Here is a 22,994-nt window from a genome sequence, read left to right as displayed (position 1 = left end):
AGAAAAAGTCAAAGGAGCCTATTTTATATCTTTTGAGGAGTGAATACTTGTTAGCCTCATTTATAGAATGAAAAGGGAACAGTCGTGTAAGAGTAATTTTTGCCTTTTTCACAAGATAAGCTGACTTTCCTTTTGTCAAATGAAGTGAACTTATCTAATATTTATTTTCAAATTCGCGACAAATGATGTTTTTTTCAACCGCTTATCACAATCGACAAAAGGTGAAAAGGAATACATCTGCATAAAATAAAACCAGTCTTACGACTGGTTGCAGTCTGACGAAAAACCCTAAGTTGAGAAAGCGAATTAGACAAAGTAGATGTATCATTCCCATGAGGAAATGGTTCGCAATGTAGCCGACTTTCAGGCGCTACAAAGCCGCGACTGTGTAGCGAATAATAGGCGGTAGTACTGTCTGAGGCATAGCCGAGTTGATACCGCCCTGAGCGAGCAGTCGTGGTGCCTTGAATACACCTTCGTAGCCTGAACTGGAGGCGAAATGCGTAACCATGACTCTAGAAAAAGAGAAATTGATTACTTTGTCTACAATCTGCAACCAGTCTTACGACTGGTTGCAGTCTGACGAAAAACCCTAAGTTGAGAAAGCGAATTAGACAAAGTAGATGTATCATTCCCATGAGGAAATGGTTCGCAATGTAGCCGACTTTCAGGCGCTACAAAGCCGCGACTGTGTAGCGAATAATAGGCAGTAGTACTGTCTGAGGCATAGCCGAGTTGATACCGCCCTGAGCAAGCAGACGTGGTGCCTTGAATACACCTTCGTAGCCTGAACTGGAGGCGAAATGCGTAACCATGACTCTAGAAAAAGAGAAATTGATTACTTTGTCTACAATTTGAAACCAGTCTTACGACTGGTTGTTGAGTTGTTACTATTTTGCAGCAACTGGGGTTGGCTTGCTTTTACTATTTGAAAAGGGTTGTTTAAGGGCTTCTCGTTGACCATTTTCCCAAAGTTCCTTCACTTTGACTAATTCATCAACAGTAAAAGGCGATTTTTCGGGAGCTTGAGCAAATTCTTTTAAATTCTCTTCTGTAGTAATATTGGGGAGTACAGATGAAATGGCTGAAGATGCTAAAGAATATAAGATAGCCGCTTGTCCAATTGTTCGATCTGTATCTTGATAAAGAAATTTCCAATCGCGTAATGCTTGCATACCTGATTGCATCCATTTTACGGGGCGATGGTTGCGATGATCAGTTTTATCAAAATGCTTATCAGGATCATATGATCCATCAAGTAATCCAGAGGCATGTGGAACACGAGCAATTAGAGAAATATGTTCTTCTTCTGCAGCGTGAATCAACTCTCGAGCAGGGTCTTGTTCAATTAAGTTATTAATAATCTGGGCCATTTGCATACGTCCCGCACGGATCGTTTCCAAACCCTCATCACGCCAGCCAATATCCGGACCTAAGGCCACACCATACGTTTTAATTTTTCCTTCTTCTTTGAGACGTTCTAATGTCTCATAAACTTCATCACTCTGAATTGCTTCCATTCTCGCGTTATGTAACTGATAAACATCGATAACATCTGTTTTTAACCGCCGCAAACTCTCTTCACAAGATTTACGGATCGAGTCAGCATCCCAATATTGAGGTAATTCACTATGACCCCCATGACGATCCCCCCGCTTAGCATAGATATCATAGCCAAACTTAGTAGCGATCACAACGCGATCTCTGATCCCTTCAAGTGCTTCAGCTAGTAATGTTTCGCCTTTGCCTTGTCCGTAGACATCAGCTGTATCGAAAAAGGTAATTCCATAATTTTCATAAGCAGAGCGTAGCAAACGGCGTCCAAAATTTTCATCTTTTACGCCCCACCAAGGTGTTGCTACTGACCATACTCCAAAACCGACTTCTGATACGGGAGTTTCAACTCCGTTTATTTTACGATACTTCATCAGATCAGCTCCTCAGTCAATCTATTTGCAGTATATCATATCGCTAAAAAGCTTCATGTGCAGATATCTTGTCAATTTGATTGAAGTAAAATGGCAATGGACCGAATATTTCGCCCTTGTTAGAAATTTCCCGGGGAGTATTCGGTGTTTTTATGAATAGATAAATCATTTTTGATGATCTATTTTTGCTAGAATGGAAAAAAAGTGACCACCACTATTAAATCATTTTCTACTATAATGGGTAGGGATTAATCTAATAAATGGAGTTGAGCAAATGGCGCAAAAAAAAGCAAAAAGTGGCATTGATATACAAAGTGTTATGTTATTTTCTTTGTTAATCATTTTTTTGGGTTTAGGTGTCTTTGTATTATTTGATTACATTGTGAAAGGGGATTCAACTTCTACAACAACGCAGAAAGTAGAGAATTTTGACTATGCTAACCAGCCACGTATTGGGAAGACTACTGCTCCAATAAAGATTATGGAGTTTGGCGATTTTAAGTGTCCAACCTGTAAATTTTTTCATGATGAAGTCTATCCTCAACTGAAAAAAGAATATATTGATACAGGGAAAGTACAAATGTACTTTAAAAATCTTCAATTCCTTGGAAAGGACTCCGTAACTGCCGGAATGGTTGGGGAATCGATCTATAAGCTAAACAATGATGCTTTCTGGAAGTATTATGATGCGATTTATCAGAATCAGCAAGATGAGTCAAAAGAATGGGCGACGCCTGCATTTTTACTTGATCTGGTGAAAAAGCATATTCCTGAAGTGGATGTAAAGCGAATTGAGGCAGAATTAACTGCGAAAACATACGAAAAAGCAGTTGTAACTGAGTCTGCCGAAGCACAACAAAAATATAAACTAACTGCTGTTCCTTCCATCTATGTCAATGGTAAACAACTAGATAATGAAGTCGCATTAAGTTATCCAAAACTAAAAGCATACTTAGAGAAAGAGTTACAAGCAAAATGATGAAGCTATGGAAAGTATATGGACTCTATTTTGCTTGGATTGTTGCGGTAGTGGCTACATTAGGCAGTCTCTATTTTAGCGAAATCAAGCATTTTGTCCCATGTACACTTTGTTGGATGCAACGTATTTTTATGTATCCGCTCGTTATCGTATTAGGAATTGCTACTTATCGGCAAGATCGTAAGATTGTCTATTATACACTCCCCTTATCAATCATTGGTGGATTGATTGCCTTATGGCATGTACTGATTCAAAAAGTTGATGCTCTAAAAATCATGGGACAGTGTAAAGTTGGGGTGCCATGTAATGTTGATTACATCAACTGGTTGGGCTTTATCACGATCCCTATCTTGTCCTTGACGGCCTTTTGTCTCATTACGATATTTTTATGGTTAGCAAGGAAAAGAGGCTAATATTATAGCGTATTGGTCCACTCGTTTTACTTCTTTCCGCATAAAGTAGAGTGAACAACGGCGGAAAGGGGTATAAACTATGAGTTTCAGACGTAGACGACGTTTTCGCCCCGTATATAATTGCAATTGCAATGGCGGTGGCTGTGGCTTTTTTGGCTGGGGTTGGAGCTGGATCATCATTGCGATCGTCGTTATTCTATTTCTCTGCTGCATTTGCTGGTGGGGTGGCGGTTTTGGGGGCTTTGGCTATGGCGGTTATGGTGGCTATGGCGGCTTCGGTGGTGTTGGCTGTTAAAGCCCCTCGAACAAAAAAAGCCCCTTTGGGGCTTTTTTTGTTGCCACCTTTTCAATGAACAAATAAAATGAATCTGTGCAATAGAAGATGCTGGGAGAATTTAGCTACATATGACAGAGAATAATTAATTTTGGGAGAGGTGTCATACATGTTTGAATTGGAAACTGAAAACGGGTTTCAAAATCTCTTAAAAGAGTTAACAGAAGTAGCAGGCCCTTCTGGATATGAAGGTCCAGTACGAGAAGTGATGCGGAAACATATATCTCCTTGGGCGGATCATGTAACAACAGATAAATTAGGGAGTCTAATTGCGCAACGTGGCTCATCAGGTCCAAAAGTAATGATTGCAGGGCATTTAGATGAAGTTGGCTTTCTGGTTACAAAAATTACGAAAGAAGGATTTATTAAATTTCAACCGCTCGGTGGTTGGTGGAGTCAAGTTCTGCCAGCTCAACGAGTGAGAATTGTAACACGAAAGGAAGAATTTATTGGCATTATTGGTTCAAAGCCCCCTCATCTGATGAAGATTGATGAACGAAAAAAAGGAGTTACACTTGAAGATCTATTTATTGATGTAGGTGCCGAAAGCCAAGAAGAAGTGCAGCAAATGGGTATTTCCCCTGGTGATCCAATCGTACCTGATTCTGATTTTATTACGATGAGTAATGCAAATCGTTGGATGGGTAAAGCAATGGATAATCGTTTGGGATGTGCAGTCGTTGTGGAAGTATTTAAGCGCTTGGCACAAAGAAAAGGTCTAGCCAATCAATTATTTGGAGTCGGTACTGTGATGGAGGAAGTTGGACTGCGTGGGGCGAGGACTTCTACTGCTACGATTCAACCTGATGTAGCTTTTGCCATTGATGTAGGAATCTCTGGAGATACACCTGGAATCGGTGAATTACCTGCTGATGTTCGTTTAGGTAAAGGGCCAGCGCTTACACTATATGATGCAGGGCATATCGCGCATGGTGCGCTGGCTGATCTAGCAAAAGATGTTGCGGAAAGAGAAGAGATTCCAATTCAATTTGAATTTATTCGTGGTGGCGCAACAGATGCAAGTGCCATTCATATGTATAATCAAGGAGTTCCTACGATCTCTCTATGTATCCCAGCAAGATATATCCATAGTCATGCCACAATCGTCGATCAGCGTGATGTGATGCATTTGGTCGATTGGCTGGTAGCGATGATAGAACGCTTAGACCAACAAATGATCGACTCCCTTCATCGCGGTTAAGTATAGAAGAAATCGTGGAGTCAATATTTCACAACAGGTGGAAAAATACTCCTTAACCCACAGTTTTCTAGACGCTATAAGCCGTGTCTGTGTAGTAAAAAACGGGTGGTATGATATTGCACACTCCATGCACAAATTTTGCTTAGCAGTAGTGCTGCAAGTTTCGCTATGACGCACATAGTCGAGTTGATACCACCCTGAGTGAGCAGACGCGGTGCCATCCATGCTTCTGTGCAGCTTAAAATGGAGACAAAGAGTGAAATATTGACGGAACCATTTCCTTGTCTAGAACTTTCTACCCTATAAAAGGAGAAGGGTTGCTCTGTTCTAATTGATCATGTAATGTATGGATCATCGTATCCCGAGCATGCTGATCACTATGATTCCAGATCACTTCAAATAATACACCAAGTCCAGGCAAAAACTTTTCTTCGCCGTTTTGAATCGATTCTTGAATCATGCTAACGATCTCAGTTTCTTCCATCTCTTTTACATTATGGAGAACCGCTCCACGTATATTAAAGTTCATAAGAATTTCTCCTTTGCTCTTGAATGGGTTAATCAATCTTAACAAAGACTAGTTTTTGCACTATATCCTAGAATATTCACTTTCTATGGGGGGTTCATGAATTGAAAAAGCAATTTGCTATCATAGGGTTGGGGCGTTTTGGAGGGAGTGTTGCTGAAACACTTCATGCAAAAGGGTATGAAGTCTTAGCAATTGATAAAAACCCTAACCATGTACAAGATATAGCCCGTTTTGTAACACATGTGATCGAAGCTGATTCGACTGATGAAAACGCCTTGCAAGAGATTGGTATTCGCAATTTTGATGTTGTAGTCGTTGCAATTGGAGAAGATATCCAAGCAAGTATTATGACTACATTACTGTTAAAGGAACTTGGCGTTGCAAAAGTTGTCGTGAAAGCGCAAAATAACCTTCATGGTAAAGTGCTGGAAAAGATTGGTGCAGATAAAGTTGTCTATCCAGAACGGGATATGGGGACAAGACTGGTACATAGTTTAATCTCACCGAACATTTTGGAATATGTAGAGCTGTCCAAAGATCATAGTATCATTGAGATTACTGCAAATCGGTTCTTTGCCAATCATACCTTGCTTGATTTAGATTTCCGTGTTCGCTTTGGTTGTAGTGTAATGGCTATCAAAAATCAAGGGGAATTAATTATCGCTCCACCAGCTACATATGAAATTCGTGAAGGAGATCTTTTGTTTGTAATTGGAAATAATAAAGATTTAAAAAAATTACAGGAGCAGGCATATCCTGAAGATGAATAACCCAAATTATATTTCCTCGAAACAAAATGAGCGAATAAAGAATTGGCGTAAATTGCGCACTCGAAAAGGTCGCCAGCAGTTTGGAAGCTTTATCATAGAGGGTGAGAAGCTCGTATTGGAGGCAGTGCGAAGCAATATGAACTTTCGATCTTTAATACTCTCAACTGATCAATCATCATGGCTAGAACAAAATAAACATTTGTTTTCAGATGAGCTTTCTATCTATTTGTTAGAGTCTCCTTTATTTCGTACAATTGTAGAGACTGAACATCCTCAAGGGATGGCTGCTGAGGTTGACCTTCCTGTGGAAACTTCAATATCTCAGAGAATACCTAGACAACAGGAGACGCATATTCTATTGGATCGAATACAAGACCCTGGAAATTTAGGTGCGATTTTTCGCACGGTTGAAGCGTTAGGTGGTGACTACATTTGGCTTAGTGAAGGCTGTGTTGATCCGTTAAATCCAAAAGTAGTCCGTAGTGCCATGGGCTCTTTATTTCGAGTACCTTATGCACATGTTGAGATGACTGATTGTATCTCATACCTAGAACAACAAGGGGTAACGATTTATTTAACTTCGCCATATGCTGCAGAGCGTGTAGAAAGTATACAGTTGCCTTCCAGAGTAGGTTTTCTACTGGGAAATGAGAGCGAAGGGGTAGCTAATGAATTTGTAAAGCGAAATTTGCGTCAGGTATCCATTACTATGTCGGGCGAAGCAGAGTCATTAAATGTTTCGATGACAGCAGGTCTGCTTTTATATGAACGACGTAGGAGCTTTATCAATTGAGCTTTTAAACGGGATAAACCTTGATTTTGCCTATTGAAACACATTTGTGGAATCGAGTATAATGAAGTCAATTTTATATTGAGTGCGATGATAGAGATAGTATGTAGATCAACCTTACAGGGAGAAAACACCTTGGATCGATTATGATCCAAGACTGGAAGTGTTTTTAAGTGATTGACTACTTATGTTCACTCTGGAGCTGTCTCTTTGAACAGAATGGTTACCACGTTCTTAGTAGGAGGGACCGGTTATACGCGACCGATATCAGTTTTAGAGTGAAAAAGCAAATGCTTTTTAATAAGGGTGGTACCGCGAAATCTCTCGTCCCTTGGGAAGAGAGGTTTTTTTATTGTTAGAAAGGAGTGTTAGGGTCTTGCGTGAGCAACTATTGAGATTGCGTGAAGAAGCCGTTGCTGAGATTGGCGTAGTAGAAGATTTAACCGCTTTACAAGGCATGAAAGTAAAGTACCTTGGAAAAAAAGGAGAATTGACAACGATTCTTCGAGGAATGGGGAAGCTATCTAAAGAAGAAAGACCTATTATTGGTAGCTTGGCAAATGAAATTCGATCCTATTTAGAAAATGTGATTGCAACAAAGGGAGAGGAATTAGAGGAGCAACAATTAGAAAAGCGATTGCAATCAGAAAAGATTGATGTAACTCTCCCCAGTGTTGAACCAATGGTCGGTGCAACCCATCCGATGATTGCTGTAACACAGCAAATTGAAGATATTTTTATTGGAATGGGATTTGAAATTGCTGAAGGTCCAGAGGTTGAGCTTGATCTTTATAATTTTGAATTGTTGAATCTAACAAAAGAGCATCCAGCTCGTGATATGCATGACTCTTTTTATATTACTTCTGAGATTTTATTACGCACTCATACATCACCAGTACAAGTACGAACATTGCAAGCAAAAGAAGGAAAAGTACCAGTGCGAATCATCTGTCCAGGAAAAGTATATCGTCGGGATGATGATGATTCCACACATTCTCATCAATTTATGCAGATTGAAGGTCTTGTGGTTGATCGGGGAGTTTCTATGGGAGAGTTAAACGGAACGCTGCTCTCTTTCATTGAAAAAATGTTTGGTGAGGGAACAGAGATGCGTTTGCGTCCAAGTTATTTTCCCTTTACTGAGCCTAGTGTAGAAGTAGATATTTATGATCCAGAACGTGGATGGTTAGAAATATTAGGTGCAGGTATGGTTCATCCGCGTGTTTTAGAAAAAGCTGGCTATGACCCAGAACGTTATACGGGTTTTGCCTTTGGTATGGGTGTTGAAAGAATTACCATGTTGAAATATAACATCGATGATATTCGTCAACTTTACCTTAATGATCTACGCTTTCTCAAACAGTTTCAGTCTGTTTGAGCCTGAATGGAGTGAAGAATAATGTTGGTCTCATATGATTGGTTATCTGAATATGTGGATTTAGATGGTATCTCCCCTGAAGATATAGCAGATGAATTAAATCGAACAGGCATTGAAGTCGAGGTCATCTACACAAGGGATAATGGATTAAATGGAGTTGTCATTGGTCAAGTATTATCTGTTTCTCCACATCCACAAGCAGATCGGTTGCGTGTTTGTTCTGTTCATGTTGGTCAACCACAACCTCTACAAATCGTTTGTGGCGCACCTAACGTGGCAGTGGGACAACGCGTACCGGTAGCGACAGTTGGAGCAACTCTTCCTGGTGACTTACGTATTCAAGCAACACAATTGCGCGGCATAGAATCGATGGGCATGATCTGCTCTGCAAAAGAGCTTGGATTACCAGATAAGGTGTTGATGAAAGAGCAGACAGAAGGTATCCTCGTTTTAGGTGAGGATGCACCAATTGGTGAGGATATTCGGTTATATCTTGGTATGACCGATCAAGTGATTGAATTGGAACTTACACCGAATCGTGCTGATTGTTTAAGTATGATTGGGGTTGCTTATGAGATTGCCGCAATTTTTGAACGTCCACTTACATTGCCAGAAGTTGAAATTCGCGAATCAGTTACCCATGGTCATCATGTTGATATTCAATTAGAAGTTGAAGAAGAATGTCCTTTTTATGTGGCGCAGGTAGTTGAGAACCTTACCATCGGACCCTCACCGCAATGGATTCAAAATCGCCTGATCTCAGCAGGAGTTCGACCGATCAACAATATTGTAGATGTGACTAATTATGTCATGATTGAAACAGGGCAACCTCTACACGCATTCGATTATGATCAAATTCAGGATGGGGAAATTATTGTTCGGCTCGCTCATCCAGGTGAATCAGTAGTTACACTGGATGGGGTAACCCGTGCTTGTGATGATGAAACCCTTTTGATCTCAGATCGAAAACAAGTATTAGGAATTGCTGGCATCATGGGTGGCCAATCATCAGAAGTTGGACCATCAACCAATCGGGTGCTTATCGAATCAGCCTACTTTAATCCTATTAGTATCCGTCGTAGTTCTCGTAAACTTGGTCTACGATCTGAAGCAAGTAATCGTTTTGAAAAAGGTGTTGATCCTGAACGGATTATTCCTGCACTCAGCCGTTCTGTACAATTATTGGAAGAGATTGCACAAGGGCAAGTAGCTTCAGATCTTTACATTGAAGAGATCGGAGATGTTGAAGAGATCGTTGTTGATCTTCGTCATGACCGATTGACAGGATTACTTGGTATTCAAATTGAACCGAGTGAAGTTCTCAAGATTTTTGAACGCTTAAAATTCCCAACTCAATACGAAGATGATGTTTACCATGTGCAAGTTCCTTCACGTCGACCTGACATAACGATTGAGGTTGATCTTATTGAAGAAGTAGCTAGAATTTATGGTTATGATCGGATTCCAACCACCCTACCTTGGGGGCAGCAGTTACCCGGCGGATTGACCAAAGAACAGGGGTTCCGTCGAACCATTCGCGAAACTTTGAGAGGATTGGGTATGAACGAAGTAATTAGCTATAGCTTAATTACAAATAAAATGGACAAAGAGCTAGTTAGTTTACAGGCTGAGACCAAACCAATCCAGATTGCGATGCCGATGAGTAACGAGCATGCTGTTTTACGAACCAGCCTTTTACCATCCTTGTTACAGACAGCAGTGCATAACCATAAACATGGAATCGATTTTGTATCTATTTTTGAGTTAAGTAGTGTCTATACTTCAGAGGAACGCCGGTTAACTCGGTTACCGCAAGAAAGCTGGGAATTAGGTGGGTTAATGAGTGGTCAACTAGAGCGAAACTTCTGGAGAAAAGGAAAGGAACATCCCCTGTTCTTTGACACAAAAGGGGTACTAGATGCATTGTGGAAACGCCTCGGCATTAGTCATAAGGAAGTAGAGTACCATGAAGCGGTGTTGGCAGGCTTCCACCCAGGAAGAACAGCCGAAATACTATTTGATGAAAAACGGATCGGAATTCTTGGGCAGCTTCACCCAAAATTAGAAAAACAGTATGATTTACATGAAGTCATTTTATTTCAAATAGATTTGCAGCAACTATTTGCGAAAAGCGATGATAAGATCAGCTATCAAAGATTATCCCGTTATCCGGCAGTAACACGAGATTTAGCGATGATTGTTGATGAAGATATCCGAGTAGGGGAGATCGAAGCAGGGATTCGTCAGGTTGCTGGAGAACTACTTAGATCAGTCACCCTGTTTGATGTATTTATAGGTGAACAGATCGGACCGAATAAGAAAAATGTAGCTTATTCACTCGTCTATCAAGCACTTGATCGGACGTTGACAGATGAAGAGGTGCAGGCGGTTCATACCAAAGTGATTCAGTTTTTAGAAAGTACAATGGATGTAAAACTGAGAACATAGACCTTCACCGTGTGAAGGAGGGGAACGTATGAACAATCGAAATCGACTCAGTGTTGAGATTTATGGTCAACAATATCATATTGTAGGTAAGGAAAGTCTTGGTTATATGCGCGAGGTAGCAAGCCATGTAGATGAAATGATGCGTCAAGTGGCTAATGGAAATCCACGTTTAGATACTACACGCCTAGCAGTCTTATCTGCTGTCAATATCGCAAATGATTTTTTAAAGCTAAAGCAGGAATATGATGAAATCTTACATTTGATTGAAGACGAACAACCATAGTAAACCCCCTATTTGGGGAAGATTGAAGAAAAAGCACTTCTGAAGCGATTTCAGAAGTGCTTTCATGTATGAGGAAAAAATTCGCGTGCTGAATGTGATCAGGATTTCTAAATAAACTCCTACTCATCACGAAAACCCCTTTTTAGAGGTGGTTACGGCTTGTAGACAAAGTTAAAAGTCGCTTTCATTTCTTGGATCAAGGTTTATAGACTCCGTGTTATTGAAAAGGATGGATGTCTCCAGTTCATGCTACGAAGAAGTCTTCAAGGCCCCGCGACTGCTCGCTCAGGGCGGTATCAACTCGGCTATCGCGTCATAGTGAGACATGCAGTGTTAGCTGCTTAGCGAAACTTGTGCACGGCGTGTGCAGACAGTTCTATCGCCTATTCTTCGCTACACAGTCGTGGCTTAGTAGCGTCTGAAAGTCGACTACATTGCAAACCATTTCCTCCTTTAAATATGCTTTATTTTCATTTGATTTTTCACATAGGTTTTTCCTCAGTCTAAAACCTCCTTTTAGAGGGGGTTATTTACTTGATACAGTAGAAGTTTTTAACCACTGTTTTGCCTCTGACCAGGGGTGAAAGTTTAAGATGTCTTCTTTTTCTAGCCAACCCCGACGTGCGGTACGAATACCATATTCGATAAGGTCAAATTGTGGAATCGCATGTGCGTCTGTATTAATTGTGAAGCGAAGCTGATATTCATCCTTTGCTTTTTTTAAGTGTTGATCATTTAAGTCTAGACGTAGAGGATTTGCATTAAGTTCCAGTATCGTTCCTGTCTCTTTGGCAGCTTGGAAAAGCTGATCAATGTTTACAGCATAGGGGTCGCGACGCAATAAAACGCGACCGGTTGGATGACCAATGATGTGAACATATGGATTTTGCATGGCTCGAATCATTCGCTCGGTCATGGTTTTTTCATCTTGATTCATTGATGTATGGACAGAAGCGATCACGATATCTAGTTGTGCAAGGATATCGTCTGGATAATCAAGAGTACCATCAGATAAGATATCAACTTCGGATCCCTTTAAAATTGTAAAATCATCCAGTGCTTCATTCAACCGGTCAATCTCTTCCCATTGTTCGTATAGATCATCAATCGATAATCCACTTGCTACTTTTAAGGAACGGGAATGGTCGGTAATTGCTAGAAAATGATAGCCTTTTGCTTTTGCCGCTTCTACCATCTGTAAGATGGAATGAGCACCATCGCTATAAAGTGTATGGGTGTGTAGATCACCTAGGTAATCTGCTTGTTCCATCGTTTTTGGTAAAGTATTTGTAAGTGCAGCTGCGATTTCACCGCGATCCTCCCGCAGCTCAGGAATGATATAAGGAAGTTGCAAATGATGAAAAAAGGTGGTTTCATCAGAGAAAGTTAATAATTCACCAGTCTGATCGTCAGTAATTCCATATTCATTTACTTTATAGCCAAGTTGTTTAGCTTGTCTACGGATTTGAATATTATGTTCGCTGGAACCAGTGAAGTGATGTAATGCACTTGCATATGAATCTGGAATCACAATTCGAAAATCAGCATCTATTTCTAAATCATTCATCGACAGACGAACGGTAACTTTTGTTTCGCCTTGGTTGATGATATCAATGACTTCTGGTAGGGTGATAATTGCTTTTTGAACCTCTGCAGGATGATGGGTAGCAATCACAAAATCTAAGTCTTTGATTATCTCTTTTTGCCTACGTACGCTCCCAGCGTATTCAATTTGCTTGATTAATGGATGTGTTGATAATTCTTTTTTAACATGTATTGCAACCTGAAGTGCCTCAGAAAGTAAATAACGATTTCGCCGAGTTGATAATGTTTCAATTCCTGCCAGTATCTTTTCTTCTTTTTTAGGTCCAAAACCGCTCAGCGGTCGTATTCGATGCTCTAATGCGGCCTGTTTGAGCTCAGCTATATTGGTAATTCCTAATTTTTGATAGAGCTGTGCGATCGATTTTGGACCTAGACCAGGAATTTTAAGAAGTAAAGGAAGTTCCGGGGGTAACTTACTTTTGCATTCTTCTAAGGTGCTCGACTGACCAGTGGTAACTCTTTCACGGATCATAGCAGCAATCCCTTTTCCGATGCCAGGAATTGATTCTAAGTCATCGATTTTTTCAGCAAGATTAATTCTTTGATTTTCAATGGCTCTTGCTGAACGGCGATAAGCATTTACTCTAAATGCATTGGCTCCTGATAGTTCAAGATAATCTGCTAGTTGGCCTAGAAATGCAGCAATTTCTTTGTTATTCACACTCTCCACTCATTTCATAATTTCGGTTGATTAATTTCAATGTAACATGATAAAACAGATCATGTTCATCTTTTTCGTTACTTTCATTTTCCAACAACTGTTTGTGGTTTGCAATGTTGAAATGAGTGGAAAGCCAATGGTGAATGAAACATTGAATGGGGTAAAATATGAATAAGTTAGTTGAGTTCATGAGTTTATCATTCATTCTGATCAGATTGAATGTTGTAGAAGAAGGGGATCGATCATGATGTCGATTGAAAAAAGACTGAAATCTATTTATAAGATCATGGATAAACTGGTTAAAGAGTTGGGTATGCCAATGGCTGGACATATGACCCTTTCCTTTGCATTAATGCGTCAAATCGATATGTTACTTATGCCTACAAAAAGTGCCGTAATTCACACATATCAACGTTTTGTGGAAGAGGGTGTAGAGGAGGAAGAATTGGCTTCATACTTGAGAAAAATTTCCAACTACTCTTTCTATAATACATTTCCTGATTCTTTTGTCCAGTTACGTTCCCACAAGAAAGATTTAATGAAACATTTGATTCAATACTGTCAGGGTTTTTCCACAGAAGTGCGTAATATATTATACGATCTTCATTTTATTGAACAAATAAAACAATGGATGTCTACACAATTTCTATATGATATTGTGAAACGATTTACACGGATTGAATTTGATTCGTCAGATCGAACAGGTGAGCTCTTGGCAAGGTTATTAGAAACTTGTTATCAGCGAGCAAAAGAGGCTGGAAAGCCAATGCGTTTAAGCGCGTTAAATGGTTTGACCTCATTTATATTTTATAACGAACAAAAAGAAGAATGGTTTGCGGAAAAAATGTCAGAATGCACAGATTGGGAGCTTTATTATACTGGTCGGGAGCTGATTAATGGCTTTGATGTAACACAAGATCCCGTTATGGGCGAACGAGTTTTAAGAGAAGCGATAAAGCGAAACGATGCTTGGAGTAAGTATGAGCTTGGTTGGCATCTTGTGAATGGTAGAAATTTGGGACAAAACCTTCATGAAGGGGAGTTATTACTTCGTCAGAGCGCAGAGAGCGGAAATGCCTCTGCTATGTATGAACTCGGTTGGCAAATTGTAAATGATCATTTAAAGCGAGATGTAAAAGAAGGGGAAACTTGGTTACGCAAGGCAGCAGAACGAGAAAATGAAAAAGCGATGAAGGAATTAGGCGATCAGTTCTTATCTGGTAAGCGTTTATCGCTAAATATGATTGAAGGTAAGCGTTGGTTAAAAAAAGAAGAAGAGACTCGCTGGCAACGGATTCACAAAGAAGCCAAAGAAGGACATATTCAAAGTATGTATGAATGGGGTAAGCATCTGCTCTTTGCAGAGGGAAGCGATCGTGACGTTCGGGAAGGAGAAAAGTGGCTCAGGAAAGCATGTGAGAAGGGCCACATATGGTCAATGTATGAGTTAGGTAGATGGTTCCTGCGCAGTACTGGTGAATATCAAAATGGTGAAGAGGGAAGAAAATGGCTCCAAATGGCTGCCGAGCGTGGTGATGTCTGGTCTATGTATGAGCTTGCTTGGCATTTATTAAATGGAACTGCGCTTGAACATCAACCTCAAGAAGCAGAAAAATGGTTACGTGCAGGTATTGCGGCATCACATGATTATTCGATGAATGAACTGGGCAAACAATTACTCGATGGGAAAAAGTTGTCACCAAGGAAAGAAGAAGGAGAGCAATTGATTCGCCGAGCTGCCGCACGAAATAATCATGAAGCTATGTATGAATTGGGTATTCGTCTGTTAAAAGGAAAAGGGGTATCCAAAAATGAAAAAGAAGCAATGGTATGGCTTAAAAAAGCAGCAGAAAAAGGAAATTATGAAGCAATGAGCTCTGTTGGTAAATATTTGAAGAGAAGCGAAGAAAATAGAAAAGTAGATATGGTGGTTGAAGGTGATGTTTGGCTAAAGAAAGCAAGTCAAACAGCATTTCAATCGTTGCATCGTTCTGCTGAGGTAGGAGATCGATGGAGTATGTATGAACTAGGGCGGCGTTTAATCATTGGAGAAGGTGTTCCACAAAAAATCAAAGAAGGATTGAGTTGGTTGCGTAAAGCTGCTGAAATGAAGCATGACTGGAGCATGTACGAGCTGGGCAGAAGGAGACTTTGTGGAATTATTGTTCCTCAGCATGCAGAAGAAGGAGAAAAGTGGTTACGCATGGCTGCCGAAAGTGGACATACTTGGAGTATGTATGAGTTAGGTTGGTATTTATTAGAAGGGTATTGGATCAAAAAAAATGTAGCTGAAGGAGAAGAGTGGCTGCGCATGGCCGCTAATCAACATCATCAAGCAAGTATGTATGAGTTAGGGAGACAGTTGCTCAGTGGAGAAAATTTAGAAAAAGATGAGACAGAAGGTGAAGCATGGTTACAAAAAGCAGCAATTGCGGAGTATGATAAAGCCATGTTTGCTTGGGGAAATCATTTATTGAAAAAAGGAAAATCGTTGTCTGAACGAGAACAGGGAGCAGACTGGTTGAGGAAAGCAGCAGAAAAAGGACACGTAGAGAGTATGATCGAGTTAGGCAATCGTCTATTGCGCGGAAATGGGATTGCAGCAAATATGTTAGAAGGCAAACGTTGGTTAAAGAAGGCACGATATCTAGAAATTCAAATGCCCTAGCGAAATTTTTATGTAACGAATACAAAAAAATCTAGCCTGGAATAATAAGTTTATCTTTTTCCGAAGGGGCTGGATCATAAATGAAACGAAGGCATCTAGTATCCATTCTTTTTTTCTGTGTTGCCTATTTATTAAGCATAGCTTGGGGCCTATATCAATATCATTATATGTTACAACCATTAAGTAAACAAACAATCGCATGGGCGAGCCCTGCACTATCAACTCGTTATGGGCAACGAGGAGGTTATGTGTGGGAGATGCAAAATCGTTTACAGTTTTTAGGCTTTTATGGTGGGAAGATTGATGGTGTTTTTGGCGATGGAACACTTCAGTCCGTACGTCTCTTTCAATCCCGATTTGGTCTTACTGTTGATGGCATCGTGGGTACGCAAACCAAACATATGCTGTGGAAAGCGACAAGAAACTGGAATGTAACACCCACTTCTAATACTGGTTTAAGTGCGCGTGAGATCGATATGATTACTCGTTGTGTTTATGGGGAAGCACGGGGCGAACCATATATTGGACAAGTAGCAGTAGCTGCGGTAATTATGAATCGGGTTAGAAGCGAAAAGTTCCCCAATACTCCTTCCGCTGTTATTTTTCAACCTGGTGCATTTACAGCAGTATCAGATAGTCAAATTTGGCTTCAGCCTAATCAAACTGCTTATCAAGCAACTCGAGATGCTTTAAATGGTTGGGATCCTTCGGATGGGGCACTCTATTATTTTAATCCAGTTACAGCGACCTCGAAGTGGATTTGGTCACGTCCACAGATTAAAAAAATCGGAAAACATATTTTTTGTCGTTAAATTTCAGTATAATAGGGGTTGATTTTATGAGGGAGCTGTGACCGATGAAACGTTTTACGTTACAAACACTTGAGTTTCAACAAATAAAAGAGTTGGTTTCTCAGCATGCTTCTTCATTTTTTGGAAAAGAACATGTGATGAAATTACAACCTGAATCCAGATATGAACTTGTCAAGCATCGTTTAGCAGAAACGGGCGAAGCATTAGATGTATTGCGTTTAAAGGGTGATTTTTCTTTCCCCAATTTTTACGATATACGAGAATATTTAAAACGGTTACTAGCGGGAGGTTATTTAGATCCTGAGGAGCTTTTAGCCGTTGCAGATACAATTCGTGCTGGACGTCGTATTCGTTCTACGTTCAAACAAATTGATACCGAACAGGCTCCATTGACGATTTTACGAGAGTATATTGACCAGATATCACCATTAAACGAACTTGAACTAGAAATTCAGCAAACGATTGACGATTATGGTCAAGTTCGTAACGAAGCAAGTCCAAGTTTGCGGATGATTCGAAGAAAGATGGAGCAATTAAGGGAAAATATCCAAAACACATTACAACAAATGTTGCGCAATCCCAGCATTCAAAAGCAACTGCAAGAATCAATTGTGACACAACGCTTTGATCGATATGTGATTCCTGTAAAACAAGAATATCGTGGTTCGATTGACGGAATCGTGCATGATCAATCATCTTCGGGAGCAACGCTTTTTATTGAGCCTGCTCAAGTTGTGTCATTAAATAATCAACTTCGTGAACAAGAACTTGCAGAGGAGCAAGAAATTGAACGAATCCTTCGCGAAGTGAGTCAATCTGTGCTAGAAGTAGTAGAGCCCTTGGCTATCAATGTCGACCGTTTAGGTACAATGGATGTTATTTTTGCGAAGGCGCAGTTTGGAAGAGTCTATCGTGGAATTTGCCCAATTTTATCAGAAGATTGTAAGCTGCGTTTAAAAAAAGCGCGTCATCCACTCATTCCAGCGGATCAAGTAGTCCCAATTGATGTAAATCTAGACGATCAGCAAAAAGCGATTCTGATAACAGGACCCAATACAGGCGGAAAAACCGTTTCCTTAAAGACGGTTGGGCTTTTTGCTTTGATGACGCAGACAGGGTTTCCGATTACGGCAGAGGAAGGCTCCATTATGCCTGTTTATAGCGGAGTCTTTGCAGACATTGGGGATGAACAGAGCATTGAACAAAATCTGAGTACTTTTTCTAGTCATATGACACATATCATTTCTATATTAGAACGGATCGATGAACATAGTTTAGTATTATTGGATGAATTAGGTGCTGGAACGGATCCTGCAGAAGGTGCTGCGCTGGCGATCTCGATTTTAGAGCAGATATTATCAGTTGGTGCTTCGTTGGTCGCCACAACACATTATAGTGAATTAAAATCTTTTGCTCACACACATCCACAAGTAGTAAACGCAAGTGTGGAATTTAATGTGGCCACATTAAGCCCTACTTATCGGCTGATGATAGGGGTGCCGGGGCAGAGTAATGCATTTCATATTTGTCGCCGTTTGGGGCTAGCACCATCGATTATTGAGCGAGCTAAAAACCATCTATCTACAGAAGATCGGAAATTAGATGAAATGATTCATACGTTTGCTGATGAAAAGCAGAAAATGGAGTATGCTCGTCAAGAAGCAGAACACAATCAATATGAAAGTGAGCAGTTGCTCGCTGAATTAAAACAGAAATTAGCAGATTGGGATGCTGAAAAAAAGCGACTAAAAGATAAAGCCCGTCAAGAAGCGAATTGGATCATTGCCAATGCAGAACGGGAAGTAGAGCAAGTGCGAAAAGAGTTACGGCAAATATCGGCAAGACAAGCAACATCTGTCAAGGAACATGAGCTGACAGATTTAAAGAGCTATCTGCATCAAGTAACGTCACAACAGGAAACAGATGATATAAATCGGCCATCTGCCCAGCAGCAAGTAATCGCTCATTCATTTTCAGTAGGAGATGTTGTGCGAGTAAGTCATATAGGGCAAGTGGGTACGATTGTTGAGCAAGCAGGTGACAAACAATACTTCGTGCAGATTGGCATGATGAAAATGAAGGTGAATGCGAACCAGTTGACACCAGAGATGAAAAAAGAAAAGAAAGCTGCTGGTAGTACAATGGTTCGGAGGGCCACAGACTCAGTGCCTCCTGAATTAGACTTGCGCGGTGAAATGGTTGAAGAGGCGGTCCAAGCGATTGATCACTACCTAGATCAAGCGATTATGAGTGGATATAAAAGAGTCTCGATTATACATGGAAAAGGAACGGGCGCATTGCGAAATGGGGTACAAAAATTTTTGCAACAACATCGCCAGGTGAAGAAGATTCGACTAGGAACGCATGGAGAAGGTGGTTCAGGCGTTACAATTGTTGAATTGGAGTAGAATTGAGGTGTATGTATGAAATACTTGCCTCCCATTCTAGGGACCATTTCGGCTTTATTTATCATTGTTGGTATTATTTGGTTTATCCTTCATGCATAATAGCAAAACAAATGGCACTGATCATATCGACTTTGATCAGTGCCAAGCTATTTTCTAGATCGGATGTGAATAATGATTGACGAATCAGCATGAATCAGGGTCTGCTCCTCTTTTTCAACATGAGCCGTTTCTAATGTTTCTTTTTCATCATCCAAGTAGCTTAAATAAATCCACTCAGGCTGAATCAAACTCATTTCTAATGGAAATGAAGGCGGTTTACGATGGTTAGGTGGAAATGACTTCGTATCCATAGCAGATACATATGTTACATCGACTCACTTTATGCTCTCATCCCAGCGTAACCATTTAGGATAATGGTTTTTTAATTGTGAATGGGTTCGTTTTGCCCAGCCTAATGGCTGATGGTCTACAGTAACTAATACCCATCCATTCTCTCCGGTAGCAGTTAGGACTTCGCCACGCAGATAGGTGAGCAATTGAGGATCATGTTGTGTAAAGTTGATACTTTGTTTTACTTGGTTCGGTTGCAGAGATTGTGCAAGAGCATGACTTGGCTGAAAGTGGCTTCTTTTCATTTGCCCAAGATATCTCCCGGGTCGTTTTACCCTAATTCGATGAAGAGTCGGAAGAAATTGAGATATTTGGTATAGATGTTCCCCATATAAGATTAACTGATCAGGGTTCCATTGAAGTTGATTTAAATGCTGTTGGCAGAATGTGAGCAAATTCCGATATGCATCGTCTGAAAGACATTTTGTTTTATGCTTCGTTCGTTTCCTATGATGTGATACTGATATTTTTTCCTGATGAGCCTCTTTCTCTAGTACGGCGACATAATGCCCTTCACCCTGAAGGTGATGGGGCCAAAGACGGGCCGTTTTTTGTAAGGAAGCGAGCGGTGGATGTACCCAATCTGCTTGCCCGGGTTGGAAAAAATCATGTTGAGGTACTTCGGTAATCTTAAATTCAGGATGATGTTGTAAAAAGGTGGCGATCACATTTTCATTTTCATGTGGATTAAAAGTACAGGTAGAGTATACGAGACGCCCTCCAGCTTGCAGCATTTGTGCTGCTGCGTGTAAGATTTCTTGTTGGAGTTGACTGCATTTATCAACGAGTTTCAGACTCCAACGATCTCGAGCATCCACATCTTTACGAAACATTCCTTCACCCGAACAGGGCGCATCGATCAAGATGCGATCAAAGAATTGTCTGAAATTTTTTGTGAGGTGTTCTGGATGCTCATTTAAAACAGTCGCGATTGTAACGCCACAGCGATCTAGGTTTTCAATCAATGCCTGACTTCGTTTTGTGTCAATCTCGTTTGCTACGATTAATCCTTGGTTATTCATTTTTGCTGCGATTTGTGTTGTCTTTCCTCCCGGAGCGGCACAGAGATCAAGTATTTTTTCACCTGGTTGTGGTGCAAGTGCTTCGACTGGTGACATCGCACTTGCATCTTGAATATAATAAAGTCCAAGTCTATGATAGATATGCTTGCCGGGTCGATCTTGCGAAGGGTCATAAGAAAAACCTTCATTACACCAAGGGATGGGTTGTAATTGAAATTCGGTTTGTTCTTTTAACATTTGTGTTGTAACTTTTAATCGATTAACACGAAGTCCTTTGGTTGGCTCCTGTTGATAAGTAGACCAGAAAGAAGAAAATTGGTTTCCTAACAACTGTTTCATTTGTTGTTTATATTCTGCTGGTAATGATTTCAAAATAACGCCTCCCATGATTATTAATCATCGCTCAAGTGATCAGGTAAAGTCTATTGCCAAAATGAATAATCGTATAAAGAGTGGTCAAAAGAGAATAAAAATTTGATATTATAATCACAAAAGCGGTAATGTCAATTTGTATCATTTTGTCAAGTAATGAGAGAAGTTTCATTTAGTCGCATCTTTAAGCAAAAGTAGACTAGAATCTGACATTGCTGTCCATTGATTGAAATAAGTGAGGAGGGGGTATTTTGTCGTTGGAAAAACGCCCTTGGTGTTCCCATTATCCACAGGAGGTTCCACAGACGATTGATTACCCCGATCATGTGCTGACAGACTGGTTATTGCAGGCAGCAAATGAATATCCTGAACATACTGCGATTCAATTTTTAGGAAGAAGTATTCCTTATCAGGAGTTGCTCAGCCATGTATACCGACTGGCTCATCTTTGGCAAAAACTTGGTGTAAAGCAAGGCGACCGTATTGGAATTATGTTACCCAATACTCCACAAGCTGTTATCGGTTATTTTGCTACTCTTTTGTTGGGAGCCATCGTTGTACAGATTAACCCACTTTATCAGGAGAAAGAATTAGCACATCAACTTTCTGATTCTGGAACTGAAATCCTGCTTTGTTTAGATCTAATTTACCCTCGGGTCAAAAAAGTACTGCCCAAAACCCACCTTAAAACATTACTCATTACCAGTCTAAAGGATTATCTTCCACCACTGAAGAGCTGGTTATATCCATTTATGCAAAAGCAACCAAAAATCGATTATGATGAGAGCACACTTTTGCTAGCAAAAGAGCTTGAACAAGTCAGAGATACACCCATCCAATCGCCGTTACCTTCAAACGATTCTCTTGCAATTTTGCAGTATACAGGTGGAACAACTGGCTTGTCAAAAGGAGCTATGCTGACACATCGCAATTTAGTGGTAAATGTTCGACAAATCCATGCTTGGTGTTATCGTTTCCAAAGAGGAGATATCCGCATTTTAGGTGTGATGCCCTTTTTTCATGTATATGGAATGACAACAGTAATGAATTTTGCGATATATTTAGCTGGCACTATGATTCTTGTTCCCAAATTTGAACCTCTTCAATTGCTCCGTGCCATTCATCGATACCATCCAAACGTTTTTCCAGGTGCCCCAACTATCTATGCTTCATTGCTTCGACATCCTCAAGTAAATAAATACGATCTTTCATCGATTCAGGCCTGTATCAGTGGCTCAGCACCACTTGACCGAGAGTTACAAGATCAATTTGAAGCCTTGACAGGGGGAATTTTGACTGAAGGTTATGGTTTAACAGAAGCATCACCTGTCACACATATTAACCTTATTTGGGATCGTAAAAGAAGTCATACAATTGGTCTTCCACTTCCAGATACAGATTGCCGTGTTGTTGATCCAGAAACTGGAACAGAATTGATGCCAGGACAACAAGGTGAATTGCATGTGAAAGGCCCTCAAGTGATGAAAGGCTACTGGAACCAACCTGGAGAAACGAAAAGCGCATTACGTGATGGTTGGTTAGCAACAGGTGATATCGTAAAAATGGATGAAAGTGGATATTTTGAAGTAGTTGATCGAAAGAAAGATATGATCATAACAAATGGATATAATGTTTTTCCTAGGGAAGTAGAAGAAGTATTGTTGCAGCATGAAGCAGTAGAAGAGGCAGCCGTAATAGGAGTACCAGACTTAAAACGTGGAGAATTGATCAGAGCAGTAGTAGTCCCCGTGCAAGGAAAAGCGATAGCAGAGAAGGACTTAGAGCATTTTTGTCGTCAGCATCTCGCCGCATATAAAATTCCTCGACAAATAGAGTTTCGATCACAACTTCCAAAATCAGCGATTGGAAAAGTGTTACGAAGGGTAATGAAAGAAGAAGCACTACGTACCATCGAACCAAAATAACAATAAAGACAAGGCTTTTAGGTTAATTATGAAGCCTTGTCTTCTTATGACGATATAAATTTAATCAATTTGAAATAA

18 protein-coding genes and 1 other annotated feature are annotated in these 22,994 nt (G+C 40.3%); of the genes, 13 read left to right on the top strand and 5 right to left on the bottom strand.

The genetic code is table 11. The annotated features are described in order from the left end of the window. Positions 1-890: 890 nt before the first annotated feature. The gene (locus tag BUB71_RS04110) at positions 891-1,928 is read right to left on the bottom strand and encodes an aldo/keto reductase (RefSeq protein ID WP_073152386.1); all 1,038 of its coding nucleotides are present in this window, start codon (positions 1,926-1,928) and stop codon (positions 891-893) included. A gap of 274 nt (positions 1,929-2,202) precedes the next feature. Here BUB71_RS04110 and BUB71_RS04105 point away from each other — a divergent pair, with 274 nt between their 5' ends. The 4 genes from BUB71_RS04105 (at position 2,203) to BUB71_RS04090 (ending at position 4,855) form a co-directional block, all read left to right on the top strand. Continuing rightward, positions 2,203-2,907 carry a thioredoxin domain-containing protein gene (locus tag BUB71_RS04105; RefSeq protein WP_084731035.1) on the top strand — a complete coding sequence of 235 codons (705 nt, stop codon included), beginning with the start codon at positions 2,203-2,205 and terminating at the stop codon, positions 2,905-2,907. Next, the gene (locus tag BUB71_RS04100; protein WP_073152383.1) at positions 2,904-3,320 is read left to right on the top strand and encodes a disulfide oxidoreductase; all 417 of its coding nucleotides are present in this window, start codon (positions 2,904-2,906) and stop codon (positions 3,318-3,320) included. The genes BUB71_RS04105 and BUB71_RS04100 overlap by 4 nt, the downstream gene beginning before the upstream one ends. A gap of 79 nt (positions 3,321-3,399) precedes the next feature. Then, entirely contained in the window at positions 3,400-3,615 is a 216-nt protein-coding gene (locus tag BUB71_RS04095) for a hypothetical protein (RefSeq protein ID WP_073152380.1), read from the top strand. Between the two features lie 148 nt (positions 3,616-3,763). After that, positions 3,764-4,855, top strand: a complete 1,092-nt coding sequence (locus BUB71_RS04090; RefSeq protein WP_073152377.1) for a M42 family metallopeptidase — start codon at positions 3,764-3,766, stop codon at positions 4,853-4,855. A gap of 295 nt (positions 4,856-5,150) precedes the next feature. Here BUB71_RS04090 and sspI read toward each other — a convergent pair whose 3' ends face one another. Next, entirely contained in the window at positions 5,151-5,384 is a 234-nt protein-coding gene (gene sspI / locus BUB71_RS04085) for a small acid-soluble spore protein SspI (RefSeq protein ID WP_073152374.1), read from the bottom strand. 101 nt (positions 5,385-5,485) lie between these two features. On the opposite strand from sspI, the gene BUB71_RS04080 reads away from it, so the two are divergent. The 5 genes from BUB71_RS04080 (at position 5,486) to zapA (ending at position 11,053) form a co-directional block, all read left to right on the top strand. Continuing rightward, the gene (locus BUB71_RS04080; RefSeq protein WP_073152370.1) at positions 5,486-6,154 is read left to right on the top strand and encodes a potassium channel family protein; all 669 of its coding nucleotides are present in this window, start codon (positions 5,486-5,488) and stop codon (positions 6,152-6,154) included. Continuing rightward, a complete protein-coding gene (locus tag BUB71_RS04075) occupies positions 6,147-6,947 on the top strand; it encodes a TrmH family RNA methyltransferase (RefSeq protein WP_073152365.1) in 801 nt (266 codons plus the stop codon). The genes BUB71_RS04080 and BUB71_RS04075 overlap by 8 nt, the downstream gene beginning before the upstream one ends. Positions 6,948-7,025: 78 nt before the next feature. Continuing rightward, positions 7,026-7,279: a binding site (T-box leader), on the top strand. A 41-nt stretch (positions 7,280-7,320) separates the two neighbouring features. Next, positions 7,321-8,322, top strand: a complete 1,002-nt coding sequence (gene pheS, locus BUB71_RS04070) for a phenylalanine--tRNA ligase subunit alpha (RefSeq protein ID WP_073152361.1) — start codon at positions 7,321-7,323, stop codon at positions 8,320-8,322. Between the two features lie 21 nt (positions 8,323-8,343). Beyond that, on the top strand, positions 8,344-10,770 hold the full coding sequence (gene pheT / locus BUB71_RS04065) for a phenylalanine--tRNA ligase subunit beta (protein WP_073152357.1): 2,427 nt from the start codon (positions 8,344-8,346) through the stop codon (positions 10,768-10,770). A gap of 28 nt (positions 10,771-10,798) precedes the next feature. Beyond that, positions 10,799-11,053, top strand: coding sequence for a cell division protein ZapA (gene zapA, locus BUB71_RS04060; RefSeq protein ID WP_073152354.1), 255 nt, complete (start codon positions 10,799-10,801; stop codon positions 11,051-11,053). 526 nt (positions 11,054-11,579) lie between these two features. Here the strand turns inward: zapA and polX are convergent. Further along, the gene (polX, locus tag BUB71_RS04055; RefSeq protein WP_073152351.1) at positions 11,580-13,319 is read right to left on the bottom strand and encodes a DNA polymerase/3'-5' exonuclease PolX; all 1,740 of its coding nucleotides are present in this window, start codon (positions 13,317-13,319) and stop codon (positions 11,580-11,582) included. Positions 13,320-13,563: 244 nt separating this feature from the next. On the opposite strand from polX, the gene BUB71_RS04050 reads away from it, so the two are divergent. The 3 genes from BUB71_RS04050 (at position 13,564) to BUB71_RS04040 (ending at position 19,207) form a co-directional block, all read left to right on the top strand. Beyond that, positions 13,564-15,987 (top strand): tetratricopeptide repeat protein, encoded by a 2,424-nt coding sequence (locus BUB71_RS04050; protein WP_084731029.1) that lies wholly within the window; start codon positions 13,564-13,566, stop codon positions 15,985-15,987. Positions 15,988-16,067: 80 nt separating this feature from the next. Beyond that, complete coding sequence (gene sleB / locus BUB71_RS04045; RefSeq protein ID WP_073152345.1) at positions 16,068-16,799, top strand: spore cortex-lytic enzyme; 732 nt, start codon at positions 16,068-16,070, stop codon at positions 16,797-16,799. Between the two features lie 44 nt (positions 16,800-16,843). Then, on the top strand, positions 16,844-19,207 hold the full coding sequence (locus tag BUB71_RS04040; RefSeq protein ID WP_073152342.1) for an endonuclease MutS2: 2,364 nt from the start codon (positions 16,844-16,846) through the stop codon (positions 19,205-19,207). Between the two features lie 146 nt (positions 19,208-19,353). On the opposite strand, the gene BUB71_RS04035 is transcribed toward BUB71_RS04040, so the two are convergent. Next, positions 19,354-19,557 (bottom strand): hypothetical protein, encoded by a 204-nt coding sequence (locus tag BUB71_RS04035; protein ID WP_073152339.1) that lies wholly within the window; start codon positions 19,555-19,557, stop codon positions 19,354-19,356. A gap of 24 nt (positions 19,558-19,581) precedes the next feature. Next, positions 19,582-20,991 (bottom strand): RsmF rRNA methyltransferase first C-terminal domain-containing protein, encoded by a 1,410-nt coding sequence (locus tag BUB71_RS04030; RefSeq protein ID WP_139278968.1) that lies wholly within the window; start codon positions 20,989-20,991, stop codon positions 19,582-19,584. 257 nt (positions 20,992-21,248) lie between these two features. Here BUB71_RS04030 and BUB71_RS04025 point away from each other — a divergent pair, with 257 nt between their 5' ends. Beyond that, positions 21,249-22,916, top strand: a complete 1,668-nt coding sequence (locus BUB71_RS04025) for a long-chain-fatty-acid--CoA ligase (RefSeq protein ID WP_073152846.1) — start codon at positions 21,249-21,251, stop codon at positions 22,914-22,916. The last annotated feature ends 78 nt before the right edge of the window (positions 22,917-22,994 follow it).

Origin of the sequence: Seinonella peptonophila, from assembly GCF_900129355.1 — a bacterium.
In the GTDB taxonomy this organism is placed as follows: Bacteria; Bacillota; Bacilli; order Thermoactinomycetales; family Thermoactinomycetaceae; genus Seinonella; species Seinonella peptonophila.
This window is presented reverse-complemented; position numbering and strand designations above follow the sequence as displayed.